Origin of the sequence: Citrobacter sp. Cpo037, assembly GCF_030332945.1 — a bacterium.
In the GTDB taxonomy this organism is placed as follows: domain Bacteria; phylum Pseudomonadota; class Gammaproteobacteria; order Enterobacterales; family Enterobacteriaceae; genus Citrobacter; species Citrobacter portucalensis.
The window spans coordinates 212,594-235,555 of sequence record NZ_JAOWGW010000046.1; the positions used below are offsets into that span (position 1 = coordinate 212,594).

At 51.7% G+C, this 22,962-nt stretch carries 18 protein-coding genes; 4 read left to right on the plus strand and 14 right to left on the minus strand.

All coding sequences use genetic code 11. The annotated features are described in order from the left end of the window. Nucleotides 1-14: 14 nt before the first annotated feature. The 3 genes from OGX94_RS06995 to OGX94_RS07005 form a co-directional block, all read right to left on the minus strand. The gene (locus OGX94_RS06995) at nucleotides 15-1,670 is read right to left on the minus strand and encodes a glucan biosynthesis protein D (RefSeq protein ID WP_103015377.1); all 1,656 of its coding nucleotides are present in this window, start codon (nucleotides 1,668-1,670) and stop codon (nucleotides 15-17) included. Nucleotides 1,671-1,863: 193 nt separating this feature from the next. Next, nucleotides 1,864-3,207 (minus strand): 2-oxoadipate dioxygenase/decarboxylase HglS, encoded by a 1,344-nt coding sequence (gene hglS, locus OGX94_RS07000; RefSeq protein WP_257661963.1) that lies wholly within the window; start codon nucleotides 3,205-3,207, stop codon nucleotides 1,864-1,866. 120 nt (nucleotides 3,208-3,327) lie between these two features. After that, entirely contained in the window at nucleotides 3,328-4,230 is a 903-nt protein-coding gene (locus OGX94_RS07005) for a manganese-dependent inorganic pyrophosphatase (RefSeq protein WP_257661962.1), read from the minus strand. 231 nt (nucleotides 4,231-4,461) lie between these two features. Here OGX94_RS07005 and pcaQ point away from each other — a divergent pair, with 231 nt between their 5' ends. Continuing rightward, a complete protein-coding gene (gene pcaQ / locus OGX94_RS07010; protein ID WP_003020288.1) occupies nucleotides 4,462-5,385 on the plus strand; it encodes a pca operon transcription factor PcaQ in 924 nt (307 codons plus the stop codon). Between the two features lie 40 nt (nucleotides 5,386-5,425). Here pcaQ and OGX94_RS07015 read toward each other — a convergent pair whose 3' ends face one another. The 8 genes from OGX94_RS07015 to cybB all read right to left on the minus strand — a co-directional run bounded on the left by OGX94_RS07015 (nucleotide 5,426) and on the right by cybB (nucleotide 13,442). Beyond that, the gene (locus tag OGX94_RS07015; RefSeq protein ID WP_257661961.1) at nucleotides 5,426-7,114 is read right to left on the minus strand and encodes a methyl-accepting chemotaxis protein; all 1,689 of its coding nucleotides are present in this window, start codon (nucleotides 7,112-7,114) and stop codon (nucleotides 5,426-5,428) included. Between the two features lie 169 nt (nucleotides 7,115-7,283). Continuing rightward, a complete protein-coding gene (locus OGX94_RS07020; RefSeq protein WP_164562756.1) occupies nucleotides 7,284-8,402 on the minus strand; it encodes an S-(hydroxymethyl)glutathione dehydrogenase/class III alcohol dehydrogenase in 1,119 nt (372 codons plus the stop codon). A gap of 32 nt (nucleotides 8,403-8,434) precedes the next feature. After that, a complete protein-coding gene (locus OGX94_RS07025) occupies nucleotides 8,435-8,710 on the minus strand; it encodes a metal/formaldehyde-sensitive transcriptional repressor (protein WP_003833178.1) in 276 nt (91 codons plus the stop codon). A 94-nt stretch (nucleotides 8,711-8,804) separates the two neighbouring features. Next, on the minus strand, nucleotides 8,805-9,593 hold the full coding sequence (locus OGX94_RS07030; protein WP_257661960.1) for a hypothetical protein: 789 nt from the start codon (nucleotides 9,591-9,593) through the stop codon (nucleotides 8,805-8,807). Nucleotides 9,594-9,779: 186 nt separating this feature from the next. Then, nucleotides 9,780-10,826 (minus strand): porin OmpA, encoded by a 1,047-nt coding sequence (gene ompA, locus OGX94_RS07035; RefSeq protein WP_003833180.1) that lies wholly within the window; start codon nucleotides 10,824-10,826, stop codon nucleotides 9,780-9,782. Between the two features lie 150 nt (nucleotides 10,827-10,976). Then, nucleotides 10,977-12,245 carry a Y-family DNA polymerase gene (locus OGX94_RS07040; protein WP_257661959.1) on the minus strand — a complete coding sequence of 423 codons (1,269 nt, stop codon included), beginning with the start codon at nucleotides 12,243-12,245 and terminating at the stop codon, nucleotides 10,977-10,979. A 2-nt stretch (nucleotides 12,246-12,247) separates the two neighbouring features. Beyond that, the gene (locus tag OGX94_RS07045) at nucleotides 12,248-12,667 is read right to left on the minus strand and encodes a translesion error-prone DNA polymerase V autoproteolytic subunit (RefSeq protein ID WP_003833182.1); all 420 of its coding nucleotides are present in this window, start codon (nucleotides 12,665-12,667) and stop codon (nucleotides 12,248-12,250) included. Between the two features lie 244 nt (nucleotides 12,668-12,911). Next, a complete protein-coding gene (cybB, locus tag OGX94_RS07050) occupies nucleotides 12,912-13,442 on the minus strand; it encodes a cytochrome b561 (protein ID WP_003833183.1) in 531 nt (176 codons plus the stop codon). 189 nt (nucleotides 13,443-13,631) lie between these two features. Between cybB and gap the strand changes: the two genes are divergently transcribed. Both gap and OGX94_RS07060 read left to right on the plus strand, forming a co-directional pair. Further along, complete coding sequence (gap, locus tag OGX94_RS07055; protein WP_003833184.1) at nucleotides 13,632-14,633, plus strand: type I glyceraldehyde-3-phosphate dehydrogenase; 1,002 nt, start codon at nucleotides 13,632-13,634, stop codon at nucleotides 14,631-14,633. A 126-nt stretch (nucleotides 14,634-14,759) separates the two neighbouring features. Then, nucleotides 14,760-15,686 (plus strand): alpha/beta hydrolase, encoded by a 927-nt coding sequence (locus OGX94_RS07060; RefSeq protein WP_257661957.1) that lies wholly within the window; start codon nucleotides 14,760-14,762, stop codon nucleotides 15,684-15,686. Between the two features lie 41 nt (nucleotides 15,687-15,727). Here OGX94_RS07060 and aldA read toward each other — a convergent pair whose 3' ends face one another. The 3 genes from aldA to hrpA all read right to left on the minus strand — a co-directional run bounded on the left by aldA (nucleotide 15,728) and on the right by hrpA (nucleotide 22,146). After that, on the minus strand, nucleotides 15,728-17,167 hold the full coding sequence (gene aldA, locus OGX94_RS07065; protein WP_149335286.1) for an aldehyde dehydrogenase: 1,440 nt from the start codon (nucleotides 17,165-17,167) through the stop codon (nucleotides 15,728-15,730). A 199-nt stretch (nucleotides 17,168-17,366) separates the two neighbouring features. Further along, entirely contained in the window at nucleotides 17,367-18,158 is a 792-nt protein-coding gene (locus OGX94_RS07070) for a YdcF family protein (RefSeq protein ID WP_126957623.1), read from the minus strand. Nucleotides 18,159-18,243: 85 nt separating this feature from the next. Continuing rightward, nucleotides 18,244-22,146: an ATP-dependent RNA helicase HrpA gene (hrpA, locus tag OGX94_RS07075; protein ID WP_257661956.1), complete on the minus strand. Its 3,903-nt coding sequence runs from the start codon at nucleotides 22,144-22,146 to the stop codon at nucleotides 18,244-18,246. Between the two features lie 201 nt (nucleotides 22,147-22,347). Here hrpA and azoR point away from each other — a divergent pair, with 201 nt between their 5' ends. Next, nucleotides 22,348-22,953 (plus strand): FMN-dependent NADH-azoreductase, encoded by a 606-nt coding sequence (gene azoR / locus OGX94_RS07080; RefSeq protein ID WP_003020341.1) that lies wholly within the window; start codon nucleotides 22,348-22,350, stop codon nucleotides 22,951-22,953. Nucleotides 22,954-22,962 lie beyond the last annotated feature (9 nt).

The following is a 22,962-nucleotide window of genomic DNA, read 5'->3' on the forward strand; positions in this document are numbered from 1 at the left end:
CGTAAAGGGCGTGATTAACGCATCTCGCGGTCGTCAACGTACTGACGTTTATCCGGCGCTGGCGGGAAGTACTGATACAGCCAGGTTTCGCTGATGGCGTCACCCTGACAACGCAGGAACATACGCATATCTACCGGATCGGTTGAGTCAGAAGTCGGATACCAGTCAAACTGAATGCGATAACCGTCGATAGGCTCCACGTAGAGGATCTCAATCTGTTTCGCTTCACCGCTGGAGAGCGTAATCACCGGTTCAATGCCTTTCGGCGCAGCCGCTTTTAGATCGCCACCAACGAAGTCAACGGCAAAACGACGCGCCCATTTTTCCGGGTAATGCTCGCCCGGTGCCCATCCTTCCGGGAAGCCGCCCATGCCTGTCCGGGTCGCCATCACGCGAGCCAGCGGTGAACGCACCGGCGGTTGAGCGCTCCAGTACAGGCGATATTTGAATTCCAGCTCATCGCCGGCTTTGATCTTCTTGTCCGGCTGCCAGAAGCAGACAACGTTATCCAGCGTTTCGCCGGTCGTCGGGATCTCCATCAAACCGATGGTCCCCTTGCCCCACTGGTTGCGCGGTTCGACCCACAGACTTGGGCGCTTGTTATACCAGCCCATGATGTCCTGATAATGGGAGAAGTCGCGATCGAGTTGCAGCAAGCCAAACCCTTTCGGGTTATTATCGGTATAGGCGTTGAACTGCAGCTTTTGCGGGTTATTCAGCGGACGGCAGATCCACTCGCCATTGCCCCGCCACATCGCCAGACGATCTGAGTCATGGATTTGCGGGTGAATAGTGTCGCACATCCGACGCTCATTGTTGCCGCAGCTGAACATGCTGGTCATCGGCGCAATGCCGAGCTGCTTGATGTCTTTACGCGCATAGATGTGGTTTTGTACATCCATAATCACCTGCGTTTTCTCGCAGTGGATCACGAACTTGAATGCACCGGTTACGCTTGGGCTGTCGAGAAGCGCATACACGGTAAAAGAGGTTGCGCCCGGTTTAACCGTTTCGAACCAGAAAGAGGTGAAATCAGGAAACTCTTCTTTACTGTCGGTGTAGGTATCTACCGCCAGACCACGGGCCGATAAACCGTACTGATAGGTGTCATCCACGGCGCGGAAATAGCTGGCGCCCAGGAAAGAAACGACATCGCGGCGGGCCAGTTCTGGCGCTTTAAACACGCGGAATCCAGCGAATCCGAGGTCAGTCTGCCCTTCCAATTGTTTGGTATCCACACCCGCGTCGTTGTATTTAAACAGTTCCGGACGGAAGTGAATTTCACGCGCCATATGCGTACTACCATCAACCGAGAACATGCGTACACGACGACGGAAGCCCATTCCCACGTGGAAGAACTGCGCATCAAGCTGACGATTTTCAACATTGTTCCACAGAGACTGCTCTGCGTCATATTGAATGCTGTTGTAGGCCTGCGGCGTCAGTTTCGCCAGCGTTTCCGGTAACGCGCGCGGTGCGCCGCCCCAGGGCTTCTGTGCTAAGTCATGGGCCATCGATTGCAGAACGGAAAAATCAAAACGTACGGTTTTTCCGTCTGCAATGTCAGACTCTGCCGCAAAGGCGGCGCGGGAAAAGAGTGATGCAATACCACTGGTTCCGCACACGGCGGCCATTGCCATTGAACCTTTAATAAATCGTCTGCGATTCATGCCTGAAAGTGAGTCCTTCTGGTCGTGTAAATGGTCCCGCGCCGGTCAAAATCAGCGGCAAGAGAGTGCACATTTCTGACCGCTCACTCTAGACAAAATTCATTAATAATCCAATTGTTGGTCGCCGATTATCTGTACAAAATCGAAAATATTTTATGTCGATGGGAACAGGCCGAATCCCATGTAAATTCCATTAAAGTAAACCACACCGACGTTTACTTCGCTCTTGAGCCTCCTGATACAGCGCAAACTCATCATAAACCGCGCAACCCAGCGCCTGTTCAAACGCGTCGCGGCTGGAATTTCCGTGGCTGCGAGCTTGTGTTTCATTACCCAAATTGGACTGGAAAATTCCTGCGGCGCTCACCGGTAAAAAATCTTCGTAGGTGATGGGTTGCGCAACCAGCCAGCCCCGTTCAATAAGCGGCTGCGGATCGTCATCCGGGCGAATCGCCTGCCGATGCGCTTCACCCGATGGCGTCAGACGATAGCGGAACCAGGCTAGCCCCTGCTGGCGCAGCAGGAATTCGCTGTCCGGGAAGGCTTTGAACACCTCCTGAAGATGTAGCTGGTGCGTCAGATTGTCTTTCCCCGTTCCCGCTTTATTCAGCAATTCGTCGTACAACGATCTGCCTTTCGGCGTCAGGGCCACGCCGCGCTGTTCGATTTCACCAAAACGTGCCGTGTGAGTGCCGCGCATTTCACTGGCAAACAACACCGGTTCTTCCAGCGCTTTGAAACTGGTCTGACGCAATAAAATGGGCACCTCGCGGCGCGGCGGCCCTTCAATCAGTATTTTGGGCTCAATGCCGCATTCCGGCATCATCGACTGCACCCGGTCAATATCCAGCGTTCGCGGTGTCAGATGGTTGATATGACAACCGGGGAAGCACACTACATCAGCAATCAGCCGATGTTCGTTATGTAATGCGTGATAGGTCTCTTCATCGACCGTGGCGTGCTGATGCCAGCGGAATGTTTCCAGCGCTTCATGCACAAACTCTTGCGCCTGTTCAGTTGTAAAACTGCCCTGCGCATCAAATTCATCCAGCAGCTCGTGGCAACGGCGGGTGAAAATATCGCGTTTCGCGAGGATCTCAGCGGCTTTTTGCCGCAGCGCGGCGTTTTCGATTAGTTCGAGCCGTAATAACGAGGTGAATACCCGAAACGGGTTGCGCGATAGCGAGGCATCGTCGATGGGACGGAAGGCTGTGGAATGTACTGGGACGCCCGCCTGGGAGAGATCGTAATAACTCACCGGATACATGCCCATAACGGCAAACATCCGGCGCAGCGTAGAAAGCTCCTGCGCGGTACCCACTCGAATGGCGCCATGACGCTCAACGTTTAGCCGGGCCAGTTCATCCGCATTCGCCAGTTTTTCATGCAGCGTCGGATTATTTTCCAGTACCGCCAGATTCACATCAGCGACAAGTTCCAGCAACGTGCCGTACTGCGGGACTTCCTGCTGGTACATTGCTGACATTGCCTGCGAAAATTGTTCCCGAATCTCATCTGCCGTGATGGTGTTCGCCATAATGTCATGCCTCCAGTGAATATTACCTGGAGTGTAGAAAACGCCGCTGACTCCGGTGGGAAGAATTTACAAAGTGTGACCCCGCGTAAACTTCCCACCCATACAAAAGATGAACAGTACCTACTGGCGTGGTTTCAAATGACTTTCCAGCCAGGGCAGCATCTGTTTTTTACGGCTAAGCATACCTTCTACCTTGCAAGGCTGCGGGATGTCTGAAAGTTCTGATCCAGCAAACCACAGGCTGGTGTCACCCAGATTGATGTCAGTGAGCATCAGCACGACTAACGCAGCATTCTTTTCTTCTGCATAGCTCGCCATTTCCTGACGGAGATCGTCCAGCACCGAATCCACCTGTTGCAGCGCATACAGTTCAAGCTGCGCTACACAGACTGAATGTCCATGGATGGTGAAGGTTTTAATGTCTTTCTGCAGAAGTTCGCGGGCGCTCATCCCTTCCACGCTTGTTTTGGCTGACAGCAGGTCGCGGCTGAAAGCGTCAAGATCCACTCCGGTTTTTTGGGCCAGCGCATCAACCGCCTGACGATCGTCAGAGGTGGTCGTTGGTGAACGTAGCGTGACAGTGTCACTCAATACGGCGCCGAGCAGTAAAACAGCTTCAGCGGAAGATAGCTGGTTGCGTTCATCTTCCGTCATCAGTTGCCACAACAGGGTTGCGCTACTGCCGACGGGCTTCACCCACACTTCCGGTGGCAGACGGGTGACTAGCCCACCAAGTCGGTGATGATCGATAATTCCCACCACGTTACTTTCAGTCAACGATTCCGGCCCCTGGGCAGGCTCGGTGAAATCGACCAGCCAGACATCACGATCGGTCAGTTCAAACGTCAACCGTTCAGGCATCGTCAGCCCCGCATGTTCAAAGATAAACTGCGTTTCGCGGTTAGGCTCGCCCAAACGCCATGCCGTCGCCTGCCGGCCACGTAAACTAAGCCAACGTGCCGTCATTGCGGCGGTGCAGATGGCATCGCTATCGGGATTAAGGTGCCCTATTACATGTATCATTCATCAGTGCCTTGTGAAGAGAAATCGTTCAAAAGTAAACAATAACCAAAGTATAACGACTGAACATACTCCCTTCCATGATCCCACTCCCCAGCAATGCTGTACAAAACATAAGCAAAATAAATCAGTTGTAAGTAAAACATGATAAATGTTAATAATATTTTGCTATCAGGTTATCAAAAACAAACAACTTTACTTGTCACCGATACGGCTCTGTTTTTAACATCGCTTATGGAAAAAAATGTTCTGTTCAATCAGCGCATTCGCTTGCGCCACCTTCATACTTTTGTCGCCGTTGCACAGCAGGGAACATTGGGGCGCGCGGCTGAGACCCTTAACCTGAGCCAACCGGCTCTCTCCAAAACGCTAAATGAACTGGAGCAACTGACCGGGACCCGGCTCTTTGAGCGTGGCCGCCTTGGCGCGCAGTTAACGCTGCCCGGAGAACAGTTTCTTACCCACGCGGTAAGAGTGCTGGATGCGCTCAACACCGCCGGACAAGCGTTAAATCAGCGCGAAGAGTCGCAGACTGATGTAGTACGGATCGGGGCCTTACCCACCGCGGCACTGGGCATTCTGCCTGCGGTAATTGGTCCTTTCCACAAGCAGCAAATGGAGACCACGCTTCAGGTCGCCACCATGAGCAATCCGATGATTCTGGCAGGTTTAAAATCCGGGGAAATCGACCTTGGCATTGGTCGCATGGCCGATCCAGAATTGATGGTCGGTCTGAATTATGAATTGTTGTTTCTGGAATCACTTAAACTGGTCGTGCGCCCTAACCATCCGCTGTTGCAGGAAACCATCACGTTAAGTCGGGTAATGGAGTGGCCGGTGGTGGTTTCGCCAAAAGGAACCGCACCTCGCCAGCACGCAGAAGCATTGTTGCAAAGTCAGGGTTGTAAAATGCCGCCAGGCTGCATTGAAACACTGTCAGCATCGCTTTCCCGCCAGCTGACGGTTGATTACGACTATGTGTGGTTTGTCCCTTCAGGCGCGGTTAGAGAAGATTTACGCCAGGCGACGCTGGTGTCGTTGCCGATACCTACCCACGGGGCGGGCGAACCCATCGGTATTCTTACCCGTGTCGATGTGCAACTCTCTCAGGCCGCGCAGATCCTTATCGCCGCAATACGCAAAACCGTACCGTTTTGATACCCAAAATTAAGGGACCATCAGGTCCCTTAATTTATTGTTAAAACGTTTCCCAGTTATCGCCACTGGCCGTTGCCGTCTGCGGACGTGAAGGGTCAGGCGTAGTGGTCACGAAAGCGCGTTTAATCGCGCTTATTCCTGTTAAACGAAACGTGCCAACGGCTTCCGTTAAGCGTGCAGCCTGCTCTTCCAGAGACGCCGCCGCAGCCGATGCTTCTTCAACCAGCGAGGCATTTTGCTGCGTAACCTTATCCATTTCTGATATCGCCTGGCTCACCTGTACGATGCCCCGGCTCTGCTCATCAGAAGCCGCCGCAATTTCTAACATAATGTCGGTGACGCGTTTTACCGCATCGACAATATCCGTCATCGTATTGCCCGCCGCGACGACTTCTCCGGAGCCCTGATCAATCAATCGGACCGATTCGCTGATCAATACTTCAATCTCTTTTGCCGCCTGAGCGCTGCGGCTTGCCAGCGTACGGACCTCACTGGCCACCACTGCAAATCCACGCCCCTGCTCTCCTGCCCGCGCCGCCTCAACCGCCGCGTTCAGCGCCAGGATATTGGTCTGGAAAGCAATGCTATTAATCACGGCTGTGATTTCGGAGATTTTCTTCGAGCTCGTTGAGATATTGCCCATGGTTTTCACCACGCCAGAAACCATCTGACCGCCCCGACTGGCCTTGCCGGACGCATCTTCCGCCAGCTTGCTTGCGTGATGCGCATTGTCGGCGTTTTGCTTCACCGTGGCCGTCAGCTCTTCCATGCTGGCTGCCGTTTGTTCAATCGCCGCAGCCTGTTGTTCAGTACGTGAAGACAGATCGGTATTACCCGCCGAAATCTCACTGGTACCGCGGTAGATTTCTTCCGCGCCCTGACGTACCGTGCCCACCGTTTTCCCCAACGATCGTTGCATTGCCTGTAGGTGACGGCTCAGGCGACCAATTTCGCTACGCCCAGTCGGTTCATCTTGCATCGTCAGATCGCCCGCGGAAATTTGCTCAATACGCTTGGCCGCGCGTAACAGAGGATGAATGACCGTGCGGCGCAGAACAATGAACGTCATTACGGTAAGCGCCAGCGCAAGAACGAATGCACCCAGCATAAAAGCCATGCCGAGTTGTGTACGCTGATGCGCCTGTTCGCTTAACTGGTTCGCCCTTGCGGTACGAATGTCGATCGCTTTTAACAATACCTTATTGTAAGCAGAGTCCAGCGGTCGGGCCTGTTCATTTTCATGGTTGATGATCGCTTCAAACATGCCGTTTTTAGCGTACTTCAGCATGGGCTGTAAGCCGTCGGTATAGGCTTTGAAGCTGGCGCTCAGTTCAGCATCTAGCGCTTCATCAGCAGACGTTTTTACCGCACGCGACATATACGCGTTAAAACCGTCCTGCGACTGCTTGATCCGTTTTTCGGCCTCGGCAATATTGGCCTTCATGTCATCCATTTCGGCGATACGGCTCGCCGCGCCGGCGTGGATCATATTGATACGTGCGGTGCGTAAGTGGTTAGAGCTGTTAGATAACCCCATCCTGACCTGAATCTCATCGGTCACGTCGCGCTGATCGCGATCGGCCTGCATAAGAAAATAGCTTGCCAGCCCAGAACTTAGGGCGAACAGCAGGAGAATGCCACCGAGAATGGAGGAAAACAGCGGAACCAGCCGGATTTGATGCAGAAAGCCCAGTTTATGCTGGGCTTGCATCGATGTAGTGTTGTCCATGACCGTCGACTCTCTTGTAGGGTTTATGCGTGAAAACACGCCCGTTAGATAGTCATCGGCAATCCGGGAAGTTTACTTACCTTGAAAAGCGCCGGATTCGTCACACTTTCACAACATAATTCTAAAAAATTCAGGAAAGTGCCAGCGGTTAAATCCGCTGGCCAATGAATCAGTTATCGCCAAAGTGGATAACGGTACGGATGGACTTACCCTGATGCATTAAATCGAATGCTTCGTTAATGTGTTCCAACGGCAAGCGGTGGGTGATAAACGGGTCCAACTGAATTTTCCCGCTCATTGCTTCTTCAACCATGCCTGGAAGCTGAGTGCGCCCTTTCACGCCGCCAAACGCGGAACCGCGCCAGACACGCCCGGTAACCAGTTGGAACGGACGCGTTTTGATCTCTTGTCCTGCTCCCGCCACGCCAATGATGATGCTTTCGCCCCATCCTTTATGGCAACATTCCAGCGCTGCGCGCATCACGTTAACATTACCGATACATTCAAAGCTAAAATCCACACCGCCGTCAGTCAGTTCGACGATCACATCCTGAATCGGTTTGTCGTAATCCTTCGGGTTGATGAAGTCGGTCGCGCCCATCTCACCTGCCAGCTTAAATTTTTCCGGATTGGTATCAACGGCCAGAATACGCCCGGCTTTCGCCTGCACCGCGCCCTGAATGACCGCCAGACCAATACCGCCCAGACCAAATACGGCTACGGTGTCGCCTTCTTTCACTTTTGCGGTGTTATGGACTGCTCCGATACCGGTGGTCACGCCACAACCCAGCAGACACACTTTGTCCAGCGGGGCCTGCGGGTTAACCTTCGCCAGAGAGATCTCCGCGCAAACAGTGTATTCGCTGAAGGTGCTGGTGCCCATATAGTGATAAATCGGCTCACCGTTATACGAGAAGCGCGTTGTGCCATCCGGCATCAGACCTTTGCCCTGGGTCGCACGTACGGCCTGGCACAAGTTGGTTTTACCCGATTTACAGAACTTACACTCGCCGCACTCTGCGGTGTACAGCGGGATCACATGATCGCCCGGTTTCAGACTGGTAACGCCTTCGCCTACTTCAACCACAATGCCACCACCTTCATGGCCAAGTACCGCCGGGAATACGCCTTCCGGATCGTCGCCAGAGAGCGTAAAGGCGTCGGTGTGGCACACGCCGGTATGGGTAATTTTAACCAGCACTTCACCTTTCTTTGGCGGTGCGACGTCGATTTCGACAATTTTTAACGGTTGGCCGGGGCCGAATGCAACTGCTGCACGTGATTTCATTTGTCTCTTCCCATTATTGCGAGGTGATGGTGTTATTTTAGATAAGCACGCAGAAGATGGCCGATTTCAGCCATGCGCACGGCACGCTGATCTGGCGTAGTTTCCCCGCTGACCAGCTCGTCTTTCAGATGGATCTCAACCATTTCGCCCATCAGGCCATTGGATGCACCGCGCACGGCGGCAATTTGCTGCAGGATAGCCAGACACGGTTCGCCGGACTCCAGTGCGCGCTCAAGCGCATCAACCTGACCGCGAATACGGCGTACACGGGTGAGAATGCGTTTCTTGTCTTCAGGTGAATGCGGCATACGCCCTCCAGATACTATAGGGGGGTATACTATCAGATTTGTTATTTGGCTGTAAAATATATGATTACTGATTATGTTAACGCATTGATTTTTATTATATTAGTTTGAACAACACCCTGATTGGTTTTAACTGTGTCAGATGCACCCAAAGATTATGTAGATTAATAAGGCCTGCCTGAGCCAGTATCGCCAGGGTGATCATCAATGTGGACGCGGTAATCACAAGCATCAAACGACTAATATTTTTCTGGATCCTGATCTGCTGCTTTTCCCGTTTATCTTCAGATTCCCATGAAACAATTGTTGAAATAGCCTTGCCCTGAATATAATATTTTTCATCACTAAATCTGACATCCTCTGTAATTACAAGTGACTGGAGCAGCAGAAAGACCTTCCTCCTGAAATCTTCATTCTTGATATGTTTATACCAAAGCGTCCCGTACAATAGATCAATAACCTCATCACATGTTACTCCAGTGTGAGTTTTCTCTGGCGATTGATGTACATATTCGTTCACCAGCATCTGTAGCAACATTATACGATCAAGTCCACTCAACGCCTTGTTACTGGCGAATGAAGAAAAGAGATTGCTTTTTGCTCTCGTCAGAGCATTTTTTACATAAGCAATACGCGTAAAATAATTTATTGCAAAAAGAAAAATCGAATTAAACCTTAACGGACCTTGCTTTCTCCAATGAATAATCTCAACATTCATTTTTTCAATATCATTGAGTGGAAGGTTTATTTTCTCCATATAGGCGTGCTGCTCAGCATGCCATTTTTCAAGCACATCATTTTTGCCTCTTAGACTCACAAGCTGATATTTTTCTTGTTTTACATCCGAAAAATAAACACCATAGTAATTATATACTTGATCATCCACATGATTTTTCAGAGTAAACCGTGGCAGAAAATAACGCCATAATTTACCTTTAGCTCTCGAAACTAACGATTCTATGAACATGATTACGCTCTAACATCTTTAAATTGTCACAGTTAATGATAGTTCACTGTGCGAATAAAAAAGCCCTCCCCATTCGATAATGAGGAGGGCTTTTTGTACACCGATTTAGTGCTTATCAGTGATCTCAACAACGACATGGCGATCTGGAGCAAGACAATTAATCAGCTGCTGTCCGGTCTGCCCATCACAACTGGATCCCGTGACAGAATCACTCGAACCATATCCTTGTGCAGTAATATTTGCAGCCGGCATGCCTAACGCGACTAATTCATCGGCAACAGCCTGAGCGCGCTGGGCTGACAGTTGCTGGTTATAATCTGCGGCTCCGGTGCGATCGCTATAGCCAATAACAACGGTCGCTTTGTCTTTGGCCGGTTGCAGACCGGGATTTCGGTATAACTGCGCAATCGCCGCTTTCCCTTCTGGGGTTAATGCTGCTGAATCATAACCAAACATCACATCAGATTTTAAGTTAAAACGCTGAGGTTCAGGCGCAGGAGTTGCGGCAACTGCCGGTGCAGGCGTAACCTCCGCGTCGTCATGCTGGCCAAAGCGATATGACAACCCAGCGGTAACGGAACTAACATCACTTGATACGCCAATCTGGTTTTCATTACCCACATTGCTCACCCATTGATATTCCACGCGTCCAGCCCAGTTCTTGTTAAAGGCATATTCCGTACCAACAGCCACAACCGGACGCACACCAGTATCAAAGCGGTTATTGCCTTTAATATCTGACTCCGCGCGATATCCCATTGCCCCTGCACGACCGTAGATATCCCAATCAGCAGTCAAACCATAACTTGCTTTCAGCGACAATTGCAGACCCTGGCTTTTCATTTGAGAACCAGAAGAACCATTTTTACCGTTGAATTGCATATTACCTAAATAATCATAGCCGCCTTCAACTGCCAGCCATGGAGTAATCTGGTAGCCTGTAAAGACCCCGCCACCGACGTTATCGCTATCAAAACCAACATCACCATATTTATTACCATTGGCCCCCGTTTGCTGGCTTGCGCTGGTATCAAAGTAATGTGACCAACCAAATTTCCCACCAGCATACCAGGTTCCCGCATCCGCTGCGGCAAATGCCGTAGTCGCGGTCAGCGCATTTGCAATAATGAGTGTAATAAGCGTCTTTTTCATAAATTTCCTATTATAGACTTGCCGTTTGTCAGTTAGTTATCTGTTAGTCGGCGCTACAATAAAATTTTTAATGGCGGCTGATAATCGTTTTTTTATTTATTTCTGGACAGTTTTAGAATCGCTCTGGACGCTTATTTACGATAACAATGGCTATCCCACCCGTAGTAAATCGCTATATCTCGTTGTATAACGCGGTGAAAGCCTATCTCGCTTCATTGCCCACGGTTGTTGTATACCTTGTCCGGCAAAATAGAGTGTTCCTTTACCCTTTTCAGCATTGAGTGTATCCAGAACGGCCATCAGCTTATCGCTGTTATGCCGTGGAACGTTGTCATCAAAAAGATTCAACTGTGCAACGCCTGAGCTAAAAAAATCGCCCAGCATGACCCCTGCTTTTTGATAACGTTGTCCCTCTCGCCATATTGCGTCCAGGCTACGTGTGGCCGCCCTTATAATTTCCCGACTATCCTGGGTTGGTGTCAGCAGTTTTATCGATGCGCTGTTACCGTAATACGGTTCATTCAGGGAAAATGGGCTGGTTTTGATAAACGTAGAGATAAACCGGCAGAACTGGTGCTCTCTGCGTAATTTTTCCGCAGCACGTGCAGCATAGGTACAAATAGCCTCTCTCATCGCATTGTAATCCGTGAGTTTTTCACCAAACGATCTTGAACAAATGATCTCCTGCTTAACTGGCGCAAACTCTTCCAACGCCAGGCAAGGTTCACCGCGCAATTCCCGCACAGTGCGCTCAAGCACGACGTTGAAATGTTTGCGGATAAAGCGAATATCGGTATCCGCCAGGTCGCATACTGTTTTAATACCCATGGCGTCCAGTTTTTTACTGATACGGCGTCCGACACCCCAGACTTCATCAACCGGGAGCGCAGCCATCAGCTTACGCTGACGCTCAATATTCGAGAGATCCACCACCCCGCCAGTCTGTTCCTGCCACTTTTTGGCAGCATGGTTCGCCAGCTTGGCCAGGGTTTTGGTCTGGGCGATACCGACCCCAACCGTGAGGCGTGTTTTCTGTAAAATGGTTTCTCTGATTTCACGACCAAAATCTGTAAGATCCCTGCAGTTTCGCACGCCGGTTAAATCACAAAAGGCTTCATCGATACTGTACATTTCCACGCGCGGAGACAGCTCCTCCAGAATCGACATTACCCTGCTACTCATATCCGCATACAGCTCGTAGTTCGAACTAAAGCAGAACACGCCGCAGCGCCTGAACAGATCTTTCTGTTTGAAGTATGGTGCTCCCATATTGACGCCAAGCGCCTTCGCTTCCGCGCTACTGGCAATGACACAACCATCGTTATTTGAAAGAACAACAACGGGTTTACCTTTCAGGTCCGGTCGGAATGCCGATTCACAACTGGCATAAAACGAATTAACATCCACCAGCGCAAACATAATCAGCCCGCGGATTTAATGATAAATGTCACCACGCCAAATATATCCAGCGTGTCCTCGCTGCCGATCATGATCGGTGCGTAGGCGCTGTTCTCTGGCTTCAACATCACCACCGGATGCAATTGCAGGCGCTTAACGGTGAATTCGCCTTCAATAGCAGCAATCACAATGTCTCCGTGGGCCGCTTTTCTGGCACTGTCGACTACCAACAAGTCGCCAGCACCGATCCCTGCCCCCATCATGGAGTCGCCAGACGATTTAACAAAATAGGTTGCGCTGGGATGCTGCACCAACAGGTCGTTAAGATCGATACGTTTCTCAACGTAATCCTGCGCCGGAGAAGGAAAACCGCAGGGCACGAGATCGCTAAATAGCGGGAAGTGTTTGATTTCGGGGTGTTCAACTGGCTGGAAAAACAACATAATAATCTGCCTCTCATATAACTGTATTTATATACAGTAGTTTTAATGAAGACAGTGATCAAGTGACGGGAGTGATGAACTGAGCGTTGTTTAACCATCTTGACGGTAAGCGTTTATGCTGTCTGGAAAAATAATTTACGATTTTATTCCATGTTAGCGGTCGCCTTATGGCAAACGCGCGGCATGGTGGATTGTCGCCATTGCCGCGGCCTAAAAAAATGCCCCGCATTTGCGGGGCGTTACCTCAGGAGCGTTTGCGCGGCATCATGCGCAGCAGCGTATTATCCTTCCAGAAATAGTGATGCATCAGGGCCGCAACGGCATGCAGGGCAATAACAAAATAGCCCAGGTTTGCCAGCGTCACGTGCCAGGACTTCAGCATATCCACTAAATCAAAGTTGGCCTCTGCCGCATGCGGCATAACGATGCCGAATGCAATCCACGGGTTACCCCGGTTGTACATCATCACCAGCCCAATAATCGGCAGGACAATAAACAACAGATAGATAACCAGATGCCCCAGATGCGCCATGCCGGTCATCATTGGCTTCGGTTTCGGCACAATCGGCGGTGCCGGATATTTCAGCCTGACCAGCAGACGCGCCACCATCAGCGTTAAAATAGTGATACCGCAGGAGACGTGCACCATGTTGAACAAGGGGCGATAGCTGCGCGGGAAAAATCCGCGAAACTCCATGGCACTGTAGGCCACAATAACCAACAAAAAGACCAGCCAGTGAATACCGATTTGCAGGCCAGAATACTTATTCCCCATAACACTTCCTGAATAAAAACAATAATGCGTCAACATAACGGGCTTTTGTTAAAAATTCATTAACTTTTGTTCACCCATTTTCAGTCGCTTACGCTTAACCGCAAGAACCGCTATTGCCGAGGATGCCTGTCTGGACTAAGCCTGGTAGGGAAAATATGTCGTACCGCCTCATCCTGACAGGAGAAAACCATGAGTAAAATTGGCATTAACGGTTTTGGTCGTATCGGTCGTCTGGTATTGCGTCGACTACTGGAAGTCAAAAGCAACGTGGAGGTTGTGGCCATTAATGACCTCACCTCGCCCAAAATTCTCGCCTATCTGTTAAAGCACGATTCAAACTACGGCCCGTTTCCCTGGAGCATCGACTTTACCGAAGACGCACTGGTTGTCGACGGTAAAAAAATCGCGGTTTACGCAGAAAAAGAGGCCAAAAATATCCCGTGGAAAACCACTGGCGCTGAGATAATCATCGAATGCACCGGTTTTTATACCTCGACAGAAAAAGCCAACGCACACCTGGATGCAGGTGCCAAAAAAGTGCTGATATCCGCCCCGGCTGGCGATATGAAAACCATCGTCTTTAACGTCAACGACGACACAATGGATGCGAACGATCGGATTATCTCGGTCGCATCGTGCACCACCAACTGCCTGGCACCGATGGCGAAAGCGCTGCACGATAGCTTCGGTATTCAGCTTGGCACTATGACCACCATCCACGCCTACACGGGAACGCAGTCGCTGGTTGATGGTCCACGCGGGAAAGATCTGCGCGCCTCACGGGCTGCGGCAGAAAATATCATTCCCCATACCACCGGAGCCGCCAAAGCCATTGGTCTGGTCATTCCGGCGTTGAGCGGAAAATTAAAAGGCCACGCCCAGCGTGTTCCGGTGAAAACCGGATCCGTTACGGAACTGGTTTCGATATTGGGGAAAAAAGTCACTGCTGAAGAGGTCAACAACGCGCTGAAAAAAGCCACGCAAAATAATGAGTCATTTGGTTATACCGATGAGGAGATTGTCTCATCAGATGTCATTGGCTCGCATTTCGGTTCGGTATTTGATGCGACACAAACCGAAATTACCGAAGTGGGCGATCTACAGCTGGTAAAAACCGTCGCCTGGTACGATAACGAATACGGTTTTGTCACCCAACTTATTCGTACGCTGGATAAATTTATCAAGCTCTAATGTTCTGGCGGAGGCCCGCCTCCGCCCTCTTTCATTTCCCGCGAATTCAATACGTTGTGAGTCTCTCCCCGTTTTCGATTCACTGACTGTGCTATAGCTAACCTTTGCCACTGAGGGAGCATAGTAATGGAAGCACTGAGTCGTGAAACGTTAGAAAACATGATGGAGCAAGCCGTTGCTAAGGCCGCCACCGTCTCATTCTGGCCGCAGGGTGAAGCCCCCGGAGCAAAAAACAGCGATGCGGTGTTTACGCCTGAACCCCGACATACAGGAACATCTCAGTATGATCGTGCTGTCACCGGTATTCGCGCCCCGGAAATTACCGTTTATGCCCCCGAAAAACCTAACGGCGTAGGGATCCTTGTTACACCGGGAGGTTCTTACCGTCGCGTGGTGATGGATAAAGAAGGCAGCGTACTGGCACCATTCTTTAACGCTCGCGGTTATACCCTGTTTGTGATGACCTACCGCATGCCGGGTGATGGCCATGAGGAAGGTGCAAACGCGCCGCTGGCCGATGCCCAGCGCGCCATGCGCTACATTCGTGCCAACGCCCATGAATGGAAAATTAACCCTGATCGTATCGGTGTGTTGGGCTTCTCTTCCGGTGGTCACGTGGCCGCCAGTCTGGGAACCCGGTTTGCCGAACCGGTTTATACACCGATTGATAGCATAGACGAGCAACCAACGCGTCCTGCGTTCATGGCGTTGGTCTACCCGGTGATTACTCTGCGCGAAGACATCGGTCACCCGGGATCCCGTCTTGAGCTGGTTGGCGCTACGCCAGAAAAGGAAGATCTGCGCCACTATTCTCTGGAAGAACGCGTGGATAGCACAACGCCGCCGACGTTCCTGCTACACGCCATTGACGATCCGGCGGTGAAGGTGGAAAACAGCCTGGTTTTCTTTAATGCGCTACGTGAGCAGGGCGTTCCGGTCGAAATGCATCTGTTTGAACGCGGTAAGCACGGATTTGGTATTCGCGATGCGCAAGGGTTACCGCTGGCCATCTGGCCGGAAATGATGATGAACTGGATCGCCACCAAAGTGTGAGAATTGCGCCGGGTGGCGTACAGGCTCACCCGGCGAAAAACTTAAGACTGCAAATACACTACCTGTGTTTGCAGGTATTCATTCAGACCGTGTTTACCATCTGCCCCGCCAATCCCGGACTTGCGCCAGCCAGCGTGGAAGCCCTGCATCGCCTCGAAGTTTTCGCGATTAATATAGGTTTCGCCAAACTTCAGTCCCTTAATCGCCTTCATTGCCGTATTCAGATTCTGCGTATAGATCGATGAGGTCAGTCCGTAGTCGCTGTCATTGGCCATTGTCAGCGCCTGTTCCAGCGTATCAAATGCAACCACCGGCAGCACCGGACCAAACGTCTCCTCGTGCATAATCGCCATATCCTGGCGCACGTCTAACAGTAACGTCGGCGGATAGTAATAACCTTTGCCGGCAACGGCTTTACCGCCCAGCACCACACGGGCGCCTTCCTGCACCGCTCGCTCGACTTTTTGCTCTACACGCTCCAGCGCAGCGGCATTAATCAGTGGCCCCATCGCAATGTCATTGCGCTCGGCCGGATTGCCAAACAGCACGGCTTTCATCGCCTCACCCAGACGATTAACGAACTGGTCATAGATACCTTTCTGAACGTATACGCGTTCGGCACAGTTGCATACCTGTCCGGTATTAATCACCCGTGAGTCAACAATGGCCTTCACTGCCAGCTCAAGGTCAGCATCGTCCATCACGATAGCTGGAGCTTTACCACCCAACTCCAGACAAACTTTGGTGATGTTTTTGGCCGCTGCGGCCATAATTTTCTCACCTGCGCCGACGCTACCAGTCATGCTCACCATGGCGACCTTCGGGTTTCCGGCCAGCTCCTGACCGACCGTTTCACCGCGTCCCAGCACCAGGTTAAAGACTCCGCGCGGTAAACCAATGTCATCAACAATTTTGGCAAAGGCGATGGCGTTATTCGGAGTGAATTCACTCGGCTTAATGACGATGGTATTCCCCGTCAGCAAGGCGGGAGCCAGTTTGCGGGCAATCAGGAAAAACGGGAAGTTCCACGGTAGAATGCCCGTCGTCACGCCCAGTGCACGCTTAAACAGCAGGATATTCTCACCCGGGCGATCGCTTTGCAGGATCTCGCCTTCATAGCGACGCGCCCACTCCGCCATGTAATCGATATAGTCGGCGGTAAACGCGACTTCAACGTCAGCCAGTTGTTGAATTTTTCCACCTTCCGCCACAATCAACGCGCTGATTTCATCGGCTCGCTGGCGGATACCTGCAGAAATTTTGCGTAACCAGTTTGCCCGTTCAATGGCAGGCAACGCTTCCCATTGCGGCTGAGCGCGATCCGCAGCATCGATCGCTTTACGCGCATCTTCGGCACGCCCATCGGGAATACGCGAGATAATCTCTTCCGTGGCCGGATTGACGACATCAATCCAGGCGTCATCGTGCCAGGTCACAAACTGCCCATCGATATACATAGGATGTTGTACGGGTACTGACATGCGGCTCTCCTGTGATTGATTTGTTTTTAACAAGTAAAACTATTGTTAATTAATATCAATCATGCATGACGCATTATCGCTGGAGTGGCGGTTCTGTGAACTGCTTCATAAAAGCATCTGGAAAAGTGATGATGAAGAGAAAAAACGGATGGGCTTTCTGCCCGTTTGCCATAAAACGCCGACAAACGGGCAGCAAAAATTACAGAGAACGGCTCTCCAGTAAGTCGGTCAGCGCGGTATCATTTTTTAGCTGCTGCCAGGCTTGCTCAACGTCCTGGGGAATATCAACATGTACGATAAAATCGTGTCCACAGGGCCCATACCCGGCAGCATCATCCCGCAGGCGCGGAAGTTCACCGGTAATGAGAGAAAGATAGCGGTCTACCGACCACAGACCTTCTGCCGCGGGCACAAAATCCACGCCGTTGTGCTGTTGGGCCAGTTCAGGAATGAAACCAGGGAAACTCAACCAGCGCGGCGCATGTTGCTCATCGCGGGTTACGCGCTGAAACGTGGCCATTGTGCGGCGTTGCATAGTGGGATCCTGCACCACAATGACGGTATGAATGCTTTCTGCCGCCTGATTCAGTAACGCACAGCTAAATCGGGCATTTTCACCGCAGTTTGTCGACTGATCTTCCACCCAAATTTTCTCACCCGGAATTTGCCAGAACTGGTGAGCAATATCGGCAAGGATCGCCGCTTCCGCGCGTCCGGTAGTACGAATGATGCTATAACGCGGATGCTGGGCAATCGCATCATACAGAAAGCGCGTGGAATGACCGATACCACCGCTAATCAGCAAGGGAACCTGTTGCTCTTTCGCGATCCGACAGGCGGCGTCGATGGTAGGAATAACCGCGTTTCCTGCCAGAATCACGCAATCTGACTGAACGGTGATATTCCCCGTAAAATCATTCTGCGCCAGCCATCGCCCTACGGTATTGATAGCCGCAAGGGTGGTTGCGGAAAGTGTCGGAAACTGACTCATATTGATGACTCCTGGTGTTTATCTTTACCGGGTACAGATGCCGGATGGCGACTACGCTTCATCCGGCCTACGGCCCTGCACCGATTTATCCCGAAATCTGCTCCATCGCCTGCAGAATACGTTTATCGGAGATCGGATACGGTGTACCAAGCTGCTGGGCAAAATAGCTGACGCGCAGCTCTTCTATCATCCAGCGGATCTCTTTGACATCGGCATCCTGACGGCGCGCGGGAGGCAGTTTATTGAACCACTGCTGCCAGGCCTGCTGCACACTGTCCACTTTCAGCATCTGTGCACGGTCACGGTGCGGGTCGATAGCCAGTTTTTCCAGACGTTTTTCAATAGCCTGCAAATAACGCAACGTATCGCCCAGACGTTGGAAACCATTGCCGGTAACAAACCCGCGATACACCAGACCGCCCATTTGCGATTTGATATCCGCAAGACCCAGCGCCATGGTCATATCCACGCGCCCTTTCAGACGTTTGTTGATATTAAACACTGCGGTCAGGATCTGTTCGACCTGCTTCGCAATCTCCACCACCGTATCGTTCAGTTCAGCCCGCACTTTTTCATGCAACGCCGCGAAGCCTTCTTCGGTCCACACCGGACCACCGTTGGCGTCAATTAACTGATCCACACCGCAGGAGATACAGTCGTCAATCAAATCCAGCACCTTACCGTACGGGTTAAAGTACAGCCCCAGCTTGGCTTTATTGGGCAGCTTCTCGTGCAAATATTTGATTGGCGAAGGAATATTCAGCAGCAACAGGCGGCGTAAACCGCACCACATCGCCTGCTGTTGTTCCAGCGGATTATCAAACAGTTTGATGGCAACGCTGTCACGCTCATCGACCAGCGCCGGCCACGCTTTCACCTTATAGTTACCGCGTTTTTGTTCGTAACTTTCCGGAAGCTGACCGAAGCTCCAGATGTGCAACCCACTCTGTTCGATGCCGTCATCGGCCACCGCAGACAATGTTTCCTGAACTTTACCCTTCAGCGCATCCTTCAAATCTTGCAGCGAACGCCCTTCCTGTAGCTTCTTATTTTTATCATCCACCACCCGGAAGGTGATTTTTAAGTGATCTGGCACCTGATCCCAGTGCCAGTCTTCACGGTCAACGGTAACGCCGGTCATGCGGCGCAGTTCACGCTCCAGCGCGTCCAGCAGCGGCAGTTCCAGCGGCGTGACGCGACCTAAAAACGCTTCGGCATAGTTCGGCGCAGGTACAAAGTTGCGTCGTACCGGTTTCGGCAGCGACTTAATCAGGGCGATCACCAGTTCGCGGCGTAGCCCCGGAATTTGCCATTCAAAACCGCTCTCGTCGATCTGATTAAGCAGCGGGAGTGGAATATGTACGGTCACACCGTCCGCATCGGCTCCAGGTTCGAACTGGTAGCTCAGGCGCAGCTTAAGGTTACCCTGATGCCAGAAGTTCGGATAATCCAGCTTACTGATTTTTTCCGCGCCCTCTTTGATAAGCATGCTCTTTTCAAAGTTGAGCAGATCCGGTGTTTCACGGCTGACCTTTTTCCACCAGCTATCAAAGTGACGAGCAGAAACTACGTCATGGCTGATGCGTTGGTCGTAAAACTCAAACATCGTTTCGTCATCGACGAGAATGTCGCGGCGGCGCGATTTATGCTCCAGCTCTTCGATTTCGTTGCGCAGTTTCAGGTTGTCGCGGAAGAAGGCGTGACGAGTCTGCCAGTCGCCTTCCACCAGCGCATGGCGGATGAACAACTCACGCGACAGTGCGGGATCGATCTGGCTGTAGTTCACCTTACGGGCCGCCACAATCGGCAAACCGTAGACGGTGACCTTTTCTGTCGCCATCACAGCACCCTGCGCGCGCTCCCAGTGAGGTTCACTGTATGAACGTTTGATCAGATGCTGGGCTACCGGTTCCACCCATTCAGGATCGATACGCGCGGCAATACGTCCCCACAGGCGGCTGGTTTCTACCAGCTCTGCCACCATCGTCCACTTCGGCGGTTTTTTGAATAAACCCGACCCCGGAAAGATCGAGAAGCGAGCGTTACGCGCCCCGGTAAACTCCTGTTTATCGGTATCTTTCATCCCGATGTGCGACAGTAAACCGGTCAGCAACGCGACGTGGATCTCCCGATATTCAGCAGGTTCACTGTTAACCGGAATACCCAACTCTTTCACCACCTGGCGCAGTTGCGTGTAGATATCCTGCCACTCGCGCACGCGCAGGTAGTTCAGGAAATCGACTTTGCACTGGCGACGGAACTGGTTTGACGACAGTGCTTTTTGCTGCTCGCCGAGATAGTTCCACAGATTCACAAATGCGAGGAAATCAGACTCTTTGTCATGGAAACGGCGATGCTTCTCGTCGGAAGCCTGCTGCTTGTCCATCGGACGCTCGCGCGGATCCTGAATGGACAGCGCCGAGGTAATGATCATCGCCTCGCGCACACAGCCATGTTTTTGCGCTTCCAGCACCATGCGTGCCAGACGCGGGTCCACCGGCAGTTGCGACAGCTGACGGCCCAACGGCGTTAACTTGTATGCGGTTGCCTGTTCGTCGGTGGTTATCGCTCCCAGCTCTTCGAGCAGGCGTACACCGTCCTGAATATTGCGCTTATCAGGCGCTTCAACAAACGGGAACGCCGCGATATCGCCCAGCCCCAACGCGGTCATCTGCAAAATAACGGATGCCAGGTTGGTACGCAGGATCTCCGGGTCAGTAAACTCCGGACGCGACAGGAAATCGTCTTCGGAATACAGACGAATACAGATCCCTTCCGAAACACGACCGCAGCGGCCTTTACGCTGGTTAGCAGAGGCCTGCGACACCGGTTCAATCGGCAGGCGCTGCACTTTGGTGCGGTAGCTGTAGCGGCTGATACGCGCCGTACCCGGGTCGATAACGTATTTAATGCCCGGCACGGTCAGTGACGTTTCCGCCACGTTGGTCGCCAGCACGATACGGCGACCGCTGTGCGACTGGAACACGCGGTTCTGCTCGCTATTGGAGAGACGCGCATACAACGGCAGCACTTCGGTGTGGCGTAAATCCAGCTTATTCAGGGCATCGGCGGTGTCGCGGATTTCACGCTCGCCGCTCATGAATATCAGAATGTCGCCCTGACTTTCACGGCCTAATTCCTCTACAGCATCAAAAATAGCCTGCAGTTGATCACGCTCGGTGTCATCTGCATCTTCAACAATCGGGCGATAGCGCACTTCCACCGGATACGTTCGGCCGGAGACTTCGATAATCGGCGCGTTATTGAAATGCTTTGAAAAACGTTCAGGATCTATGGTCGCCGACGTGATGATAATTTTTAGATCCGGGCGACGCGGTAGAAGTTCTTTCAGATAGCCGAGCAGAAAATCGATATTCAGACTGCGTTCATGCGCTTCATCGATGATGATGGTGTCGTACTGCATTAGCAGCCGATCCTGTTGGATTTCCGCCAGCAGGATACCGTCCGTCATCAGCTTGACCATAGTGTTATCACTGACATGATCGCTGAAACGAACTTTATAACCAATACAGCCGCCAGGCTCGGTCTGCAGCTCTTCCGCAATACGGTTCGCCACGGTGCGCGCCGCCAGACGACGCGGCTGGGTATGGCCTATCAGCCCTTTTACCCCGCGCCCCAGTTCCATACAGATTTTGGGTAACTGGGTGGTTTTCCCCGATCCAGTCTCACCGGCGACAATCACCACCTGATGGTCGCGAATTGCCTCCAGAATATCCTGTTTTTTCTGGCTTACGGGCAGGTTTTCCGGATAGCTGATTTCCGGACGCGCCGCTTCACGCAGCACAACTTTACCGGCTGCCTGTTCAATCTCTTTCGCCATCTCCTGGTAAATGGCCTGTTGTGCATCAGGATTTTTAACCTTCTTCACACCGTGCAGGCGGCGGGCAAAACGCTGTCTGTCACGCAGCATCAGTGAATCCAGCTGTTGCTGCAACATGTTGAAGGTTAATTTTTGTTGTTCTGTCATAGCGTTAAAAGGCAGTGCTCTGCCGGGTTAAATCTCTTTTAGATGATGGGTATAGAGTACCACATCGGCGCTTTTCATGTGTTGTTCAATAATTTCGAACATAGGATTCGATATATTGCGCTATCACTGCGACAGGATTGTGAATAAAGTGTCAACAAGCAACGGGGCACTCCCCCTTCAAACACATAAAAGGAAACACCCATGAGCAAGGTATTAGTTCTTAAATCCAGTATTCTGGCAGGGTACTCTCAGTCTGGTCAGTTGTCTGATTATTTTGTTGAACAGTGGCGTGAAAAGCACTCTGCTGATGAAATCACTGTCCGTGACCTGGCTGCAAATCCTGTACCGGTACTGGATGGCGAACTGGTGGGTGCGATGCGCCCGAGCGATACACCGCTGACACCGCGTCAGCAAGAAGCGCTGGCGCTGTCCGATGAGCTGATTGCTGAGCTGAAAGCGCATGATGTGATTGTTATCGCCGCGCCGATGTACAACTTCAACATTCCAACGCAGCTGAAAAACTACTTTGACCTGATTGCCCGCGCCGGTGTGACTTTCCGTTATACCGAGAAAGGCCCGGAAGGTCTGGTGACAGGTAAACGCGCTGTGGTGCTGACCAGCCGTGGTGGTATTCATAAAGACACACCAACCGACCTGATCACGCCGTATCTGAACGTATTCCTGGGCTTTATCGGCATCACCGACGTGAATGTCGTCTTTGCTGAAGGTATTGCTTACGGCCCGGAAGTGGCGTCTAAAGCACAGTCCGACGCGAAAGCCGCTATCGACAGCGTGGTAGCTGCCTGATAATTCCCC